The sequence below is a fragment of the Pseudoalteromonas sp. 0303 genome, from assembly GCF_013349995.1.
Taxonomy (GTDB): domain Bacteria; phylum Pseudomonadota; class Gammaproteobacteria; order Enterobacterales; family Alteromonadaceae; genus Pseudoalteromonas.
Window position 1 is genome coordinate 21,361 of the sequence record NZ_JABVXF010000047.1, and the last position, 6,146, is coordinate 27,506.

General features: G+C 42.4%; 3 protein-coding genes. All 3 read right to left on the bottom strand.

Annotated elements, in window-relative coordinates:
• Positions 1–20: 20 nt before the first annotated feature.
• The 3 genes from HUS62_RS20200 to HUS62_RS20210 are packed head-to-tail and all read right to left on the bottom strand — an operon-like array spanning position 21 to position 5,748.
• Complete coding sequence (locus HUS62_RS20200) at positions 21–3,101, bottom strand: efflux RND transporter permease subunit (protein WP_175080925.1); 3,081 nt, start codon at positions 3,099–3,101, stop codon at positions 21–23.
• Positions 3,101–4,339, bottom strand: coding sequence for an efflux RND transporter periplasmic adaptor subunit (locus HUS62_RS20205; protein ID WP_175080926.1), 1,239 nt, complete (start codon positions 4,337–4,339; stop codon positions 3,101–3,103). Before HUS62_RS20205 ends, HUS62_RS20200 begins: the two co-directional genes overlap by 1 nt.
• Before the next feature lie 2 nt (positions 4,340–4,341).
• Positions 4,342–5,748 carry an efflux transporter outer membrane subunit gene (locus HUS62_RS20210; RefSeq protein WP_175080927.1) on the bottom strand — a complete coding sequence of 469 codons (1,407 nt, stop codon included), beginning with the start codon at positions 5,746–5,748 and terminating at the stop codon, positions 4,342–4,344.
• Positions 5,749–6,146: the final 398 nt, after the last annotated feature.

Sequence of the window (6,146 nt, forward strand, 5' to 3'; positions counted from 1 at the left end):
TGCTTTCAACCTATCGCCCCCTACTTAAACCATCCCTGAAGGCGCTCCATTAATAGATAATTAACTGGCACTAATAGCAAGGTAATAAGCGTTGCGAAGATAATGCCAAAGCCAAGGCTTACAGCCATTGGAATAAGGAATTGTGCTTGCGTTGCTTTTTCAAATAACAGCGGCATTAAACCAATAAAGGTGGTCAAACTGGTTAGCATAACAGGGCGAAAACGTGCTGCCCCTGCAAGCTTAACGGTTTCCAGTAAATCACCGCCCTCTTCACGCTTCTTATTGATAAAATCAACCAGTACTAGAGAGTCATTCACTACCACGCCTATCAAGGCTAACATGCCAAGTAAGCTCATAATGGTTAACTCCATACCCATTACCCAGTGGCCCATTACCGCACCTATCATGCCAAACGGAATAACACTCATCACGATCAATGGCTGGGTATACGACTTAAACGGTATCGCTAATAACGCATAAATAATAAAAAATACAAACACCAGGCCCCAAGCGAGTGAACCAAATGACTCTCGCTGCTCTTTGGCTTCACCTTCTAGTGTGTAATCAACACCTGGGTATTGCACCATTAGCTCATCTAAGTAGGTTTTTAAGTCTGCTTGCAGTACCGTCATATTGGTATTTGATTTTTCAACATCGGCTGTTACGTTCAATGTGCGATAGCGGTCAATACGATAAATAGACGATGGGCTTTGCCCCGGTACTAAGGTCGCCACATGCGAAAGCGGCACAGTACCACCAGCAGGTGTTTTAATAAGTATATCTTTTAAGTCTGCAACCGAGCGACGCTCTTCAATCGGTAAGCGTACCATTACGCGCACATCGTCGCGCCCACGTTGAATGCGCTGTACCTGCGCACCAAAGAACGAATTACGCACTTGCTGCGATACATCAACACGATTTAATCCAAGCGCTAACCCCTGCTCTGTCAGCTCAATTTGCAACTCTTCTTTACCATCTGACATGCTATCTGCAATTTCGTACACTGTTGGATAGGTCGATAAACGTACTTTAACTTTTTCAGCAACAGCTTCGAGAGTGTCGATTGAGCTACCGCTTAGCTGTACATCAATCGGGCTAGATGTTCGGCCAAACTCAGCACGGAAAGTTACACTCTCTGCACCCGGTATAATACCGATAAGATCACGCCATTCGCTGGCAAGCTCCCGTGAGCCTATATCTGATTCACGCTTTTCTGCTGGCATAATCTCAAATCTAACACTACCGGTATTTGACGAACCACCACGGCCACCTGTGGTTGCCAAAATATTTAGAATTACACTTTGACCTTCTTCATCGCGGTATTTATCTTGTAATTCTTTTGCCTTGTCTGACATTTTAATGACGTATTTATTGGTCACTTCAAACGGTGTTCCGGCAGGGAAAGTTACGGATGCACGTACAGTTTCACTTGGAATACGTGGGAAAAAGGTAAATTTAGTCCAACCACTTGTGATCAAGGTAACAATAATTACAAAAATCCCAACAAATAAGCTAACCGTAGCCATTTTATTCTTTAAAGCTAGATTCAATAATGGTTGGTAATACTTCATTATTGCGTGTTCAAAGCCATCGGCAAAACGCTGTTGAAGGCGCTCTAGTTTCGATGGTTCGCCCTTTTCATGGCGTAACTTTAAGTATTTTAAGTGTGCTGGTAATACAAACTTAGACTCAATCAAAGAGAACAGTAAAACAGGAATAACTACTACTGGAATTTGTGCAAATATAGCGCCTCGAGCACCTTCAATAAAAGCGAGAGGTAAAAATGCCGCAACAGTCGTGAGAACACCAAATGTTACCGGAGTTGCCACCTCTTGCGTTCCACGAATAGCGGCTTGCTCACCACTCTCTGCAGTTTTTAGGTGGGTGTAGACGTTTTCACCGGTCACAATGGCATCGTCAACAACAATACCTAGCACCAAAATAAAACCAAATAAGCTGATTACATTAAGTGTGATACCAAATATTGGCATCATTAAAAACGCGCCCATGAACGACACAGGAATGCCAATAAATACCCAAAATGCTATGGCAGGACGCAAGAATAAGGTGAGTAGCGCAAGGACTAAAATCCCGCCCTGAATTGCGTTACTAGTAAGCGTTGCTATTCGGCTTTTTACAACTTCTGAGTCATCATCCCAATAACTTAATTCAAACCCTTCTGGTAGTTGGCTTTGATGCTCAGTAATATAGTTTTTTACCTCATCAGCAACTTCAATCGCACTTTGCGGGCCAATACGATACACATCAATAAATGCAGCTTGCTTACCATTAAATCGAGTACGCACTGGGGTTTCTTCAAAATCATCGCTAATACGAGCAATGTCACCTAAACGAATAATAGTGCCATCAGCTTGGTTTTTTACCACTATGTTAGCAAATTCGTCTTTGCGATAAGCTTGACCTTTTGAACGAATGAGTACATCTCCCCCTTCGGTTTTTAAGTTACCAGCTGAAACATCTGTACTTGAATTGCTAATTGCTGAAGAAATGTCCGATAAGCGTAAATCATATTGGCGTAAAGTGTCTTGGCTTACTTCAATGGCAATTTCGTAATCACGCACTCCGCTTAACTCAACTTGAGTTACACTTGGCAAACGTAGAAGCTCATCGCGTACAGTCTCGGCATATTCAAGCGTTTCTTTTTCACCATAGATACTTGAAACAGTCACGGCGATTACTTCGCGCTTCCACTCAGCAAGCGAAACAATTGGTTTTTCAGCATCGACCGGAAAGGTGTTAATTGCATCAACCCGACTTTTAATATCAGCTAACAGCTCTCTTGGATCATACCCAGTCTCAACTTCAATACTTACCGAAGAAGAGCCTTCAGAAGAGCGGCTAGTGATACGCTTAACTCCCTCAAGATCTTGAACTGCTTCTTCTATACGAATCGATACCCCTTTTTCAACATCTTCAGGAGTTGATCCTCGAAGTGATACACTGACACTAATTCGGTCAGACTCAAACGATGGAAACACCTCAAGTGGTATTTGCGTCGAAACGCTAAATAAACCCGCTAATAATATGCTGATCAGCAATAAGTTTGCTGCAACATGATTCTTTGTAAACCAAGCAATCATTATTGCGCTCCTTGCTCTTTAGGCGGCTGTTGATTGTTTGGGCGCTTAGCTTTTGCTCTTGTCGCTTGATACTCTTCGCTACCCATAACGGTAACTTGTGTACCAGAACTCACTTGACCAAGCGGTGTAATCACCAAGTTATCGCCTGCAGTCAAACCATCAGCGACAACGGCTTGGTTAGCGTTTTGCCAAGCCAGTGAGATATTTTTACGACGCAGTACACCTTGCTCTTCAACATAAACGTACGTGCCTTGGTAAATTGCGCTGTTTGGGATAACAATGGCATTCTCTATCGCCTTACCGGTAATTTGCGCTTTGATATACTGACCAATTTTGATTGGGTATTGATTCGCTGACGTTGCTTGGTAAGGATCGTTAATTTGTGCAACCACGTAAAGCTGCTGTGCACTTTCATCTATAGCCCCTTCGGTGCGTATAACTTGACCTTGCCAATACTGTTTGCCAACGAGATCTGAGCTGAATTTAACGAGTGAACCGGCGCTATTTTTAGCGCCATCACGAAACTGCTCTGGTAAGTTAATGAACGGCAAATCTTTATTTTTGATTGGTAAGCGAATTTCAACGCTATCAATCGCATAAATGCTAGCAAGTTCCATGTTATTACTCACCACTTGCCCTAAGTCTACGCTGCGACTTAAAACTCGCCCCGCGTATGGAGCAGTGATCTTTGTACGCTCTAAATCAAGCTTCGCTTTTTCAAGTGTCGCTTGCGCAGACAACACACTGGCTTCGGCTGCTGCTAATTGTGGTTTACGAAGTACCAGGCTACTTGCTTGTTCACCCTTGCCTAAGCGCTCCCAATCAGTAATTGCTTGACGACCACGAGCTTGCTCTTCAAGTAAGCTTTGCTCAGCGGTTAATAACGTCGCTTGTGCTGATTTTACTTCGGCGCGGTGATCTCTATCATCTAGTTGCAACAACACATCGCCTTTTTCGAAAAAGCCACCTTCACGAAATTGCTCACTAATTTCGATAATTTGCCCTGAAGCCTGCGCGACTAGCATACTTTGCGTACGTGGCTTTACGGTGCCAAAACTATCAATCATTACTTGATAAGTTTCTGGTGTTAGAGTTTTAACAGCCACATTTACTTTCGCTTTCGGTGGTGAAGAAAAACGATTTGCTTGCGGCGGGTTACCTTTAATAAACATGACGAGTAATACCGTCACTACAATGACAATAACTGGAATTAATATTTTACGTGTCTTAGTATTCATGATTATTGCTCTGCTACTTCGCTATTTGCTTCACTAAAGTCACCGCCAAGGGCAATGTGTAAGTTGATTCTATTTTTAATAAGTTGGTTTTTCAGTTCGATAACAGAGCTTTGCGCGTTAAAAGAGCGATCTTGCGCATCAAGCACTGTAGTGTATGTTACTAAACCACTTTGATATTGCTCAAAAGACAAACGCTCTGCGGCAATTGCATTTTCTTTTGCTTCTAAGGTTTTTTCATAACGCACTTTCAAGGCTTGCTCTTGACTGATTGCAGTTTCAACTTCATTAAATGCATCATAGAGTGTGGCAAGGTAAGCTTGCTCCTGACGTTTAACGCTAAGCCTTGCCTGCTCTTCATTGGCTTTTAAGCGACCACCTTCAAAAAGCGGCATTGAAATACTACCTATCAGTGACCAAGCTAAGCTTGAAGGCGAAAATAAATCACTCACTCTATCTGTGCTATCACTGATAGATGCTGAAAGATTTAAGCTCGGAAAACGTTGTTTGTGCGCGTAAGCAAGTCCCGCATCGGTACTTAACAACTGATACCAGCTTGCCATTAACGCTGGCTTGCGGGTGATAAGCTCTGAAGGTAAACCCAAAGGAATTGTGTTCTCAAGTAGTGGCAAATCGGCACTAACCGATAATGCCCCAGCAGGATATTGGCCTGTTAAACGCTCTAAATCACGAATTGATTTAGTTAACGTTGCTTGCTGTGCAGCAATATTCGAGCGCTCAGTATTTAGCTCATTACGAGCAAGGTAAACGTCAAGTGCTTCATTTAAACCTTGGCGATAACCTGACTCAATAATATCTAAATTTTTCTCAGCGTTTTGCTCACGCTGCTTATATAGCTCAAGTAACTTGTGGTTCGTAATAACATCAAACCAACCCGCTACTACATCAGCAACTAATTGTTGTTTGCTTTGCGCAAATGTGGCTTTTTCAGCTAGGTATTCAAGATTTGCTTGTCGTTCTGAGGCCGACAATTTGCCCCATAAATCAACTTCGTAGCTTAATTCTAATGATGCTGAGCTGGCGTTATTATAACTAACAGGGCGGTTATCTTTACTACGGCTCGCACGTGTTGATAAATCAAGGCTTGGCCATAAATCAGCCCCAGCAGCAATAAGCTGCTGTTCTTTAATCGCGACATCATAACCCGCTTGTAAAATCGCTTGGTTATGGGCTAATGCTTGCTCAACTAAAGTAAAAACTTGAGGGTCGTGTAATTGCTGCAACCAGTTATCTTCAACAGCAAGAATTTTGTTGTCCGTAGGTAATTGCTGCCATGTACTTGGTAAGGCCTCAAGCTCAGCGACTCGTTCATTGTGAGTCGGCTGGCTAGCACATGCACTTAGCAAAATTACACTTAAAGCCAATAAACTCGGCTTATATTGCCAATTCATTCTAAAAACCTGAAAAACATCTATTTATGAGTGTAATTCAAGCACCACGTTAAGTTTTGCTCAACAGACTTTACATAACATTACACAGCCTGACATTTGGGGACGATGAACGGTAGGAAAATGGAGGTAAGTTGCAAACTATCAGCTATCGAAAATCTTCCATGTAGTTTTTCTTTTATACAAGAACTTATTATTCTTATTCGCGCGAAATAAATTTCACGCCTACGGATGAGCATATCAATTTAACTATGCGTAGGCACAATCTAATCTAACTTCTAACCACTGATATCTAATAACTCTGGTTTTTCGGCGTTAAAACGCCTTATATGGACTCCTCCTATTGCACAATACCCTTCGTTAATTTTGTCAGACTGCGTGCTTATATGCGGGCTCATAAT

Bases quoted from the DNA above. Each gene is read 5' to 3' on its own strand.
- HUS62_RS20200 (WP_175080925.1), bottom strand. From the start codon at position 3,101: ATGATTGCTTGGTTTACAAAGAATCATGTTGCAGCAAACTTATTGCTG.
- HUS62_RS20210 (WP_175080927.1), bottom strand. From the start codon at position 5,748: ATGAATTGGCAATATAAGCCGAGTTTATTGGCTTTAAGTGTAATTTTG.
- HUS62_RS20205 (WP_175080926.1), bottom strand. From the start codon at position 4,339: ATGAATACTAAGACACGTAAAATATTAATTCCAGTTATTGTCATTGTA.